The organism is Crenothrix polyspora (assembly GCF_900163755.1).
Taxonomy (GTDB): domain Bacteria; phylum Pseudomonadota; class Gammaproteobacteria; order Methylococcales; family Methylomonadaceae; genus Crenothrix; species Crenothrix polyspora.
Map to the genome: position 1 here is coordinate 1 of NZ_FUKI01000084.1, position 1,126 is coordinate 1,126.

Below are 1,126 nucleotides of genomic sequence, written 5' to 3' on the forward strand. Positions count from 1 at the left end.
TCACTAAATTATCAAACTGTTAAAAAATAGCAATAGCTTTGGAAAAAGTGTACGGTAGTGAAGAAAAATTTAATTTCAATGCACGCTAATCGATTGATTTACGTTTAATTCTGATACGCTCTGAATTGCTGGCTTCGGTCAGGGCTTTGCGTAGTTTAGCTTTTTTTGCACGACGCTGCGCTATAAATTGGGCACGATTTGGCTGGGCGTTTTTTCATTAGAAATTTACAATGCAGAATGGAATGGATGGAAAACTGGCTATTGTCCATCTTGTTGCCGGAAAAATTTAATTTCAATGCACACTAATCGATTGATTTACGTTTAATTCTGATACGCTCTGAATTGCTGAATTTGGGCGCATTTTAGATATCGGTGGTTCAAAAGGCAGTAAATCTCTGGCGATTTTGAAACAATACCCACACCTTACGGCACAGGTGTTCGACCGGGATCAGATCATTAAAACAGCAGCAACGTTTTGGGTGGGCAAAGAATCGGCCAAGCTACTTGCCCGAATAAGTTACCAGGCTGGAAACGTGCTTGAAGCCATTCCGGCCGCCAAAAACGACAAGGACATCTATTTATTAAGTGCCGTACTGCATAGCTTGGCTGACCAGGATTGTATCAAGATACTGCGTAATCTGGCCATTGCCATTGCCGATACCGGTGCCCGCATTGCCATTATGGAGTTAGTTGTGCCGGAATTTAAAGCCGATATATCCAGCGCCGCCTGCGATATGCAGATGTTTATGGCCACACGAGGTAAAGAAAGGACGATTACAGAATGGCAAAACCTGTTCGACCAAGCGGAGTTGATGTTTGAAGAGTTGATACAGCTCCGATCCATCGGAAAGATATTGGTACTCAAGCAAAGATAGTTCAGCGTTGTTTGACTAGAATATTAACTAACCCGTTATCGCCTGCCGTCATCTTGCCAAAAAAATCCACCAAGGTTTGGCCATGCTCATCAGAAAAAGTGTCTTTTTCCAATGTAATCTGCTGCATACGATCCAGCCGAAAATTGCGGAAATCCCCCCTTAATTCGCACCAGCCAACCAGCGTCCAGACGTATCTACTTTAAATTCCAGGGTAAGCCCAATATCAAATCGGCACTGGCTGCGTTTTTTGG

2 protein-coding genes are annotated in these 1,126 nt (G+C 43.3%); one reads left to right on the forward strand and one right to left on the reverse strand.

Annotated elements, in window-relative coordinates; genetic code table 11:
- Positions 1 to 359 precede the first annotated feature (359 nt).
- Positions 360 to 875, forward strand: a complete 516-nt coding sequence (locus CRENPOLYSF2_RS04775) for a methyltransferase (protein ID WP_272867687.1) — start codon at positions 360 to 362, stop codon at positions 873 to 875.
- A gap of 1 nt (position 876) precedes the next feature.
- Here the strand turns inward: CRENPOLYSF2_RS04775 and CRENPOLYSF2_RS04780 are convergent, their stop codons facing one another.
- Positions 877 to 1,056: a WYL domain-containing protein gene (locus CRENPOLYSF2_RS04780; protein WP_272867688.1), complete on the reverse strand. Its 180-nt coding sequence runs from the start codon at positions 1,054 to 1,056 to the stop codon at positions 877 to 879.
- Between the last annotated feature and the right edge of the window lie 70 nt (positions 1,057 to 1,126).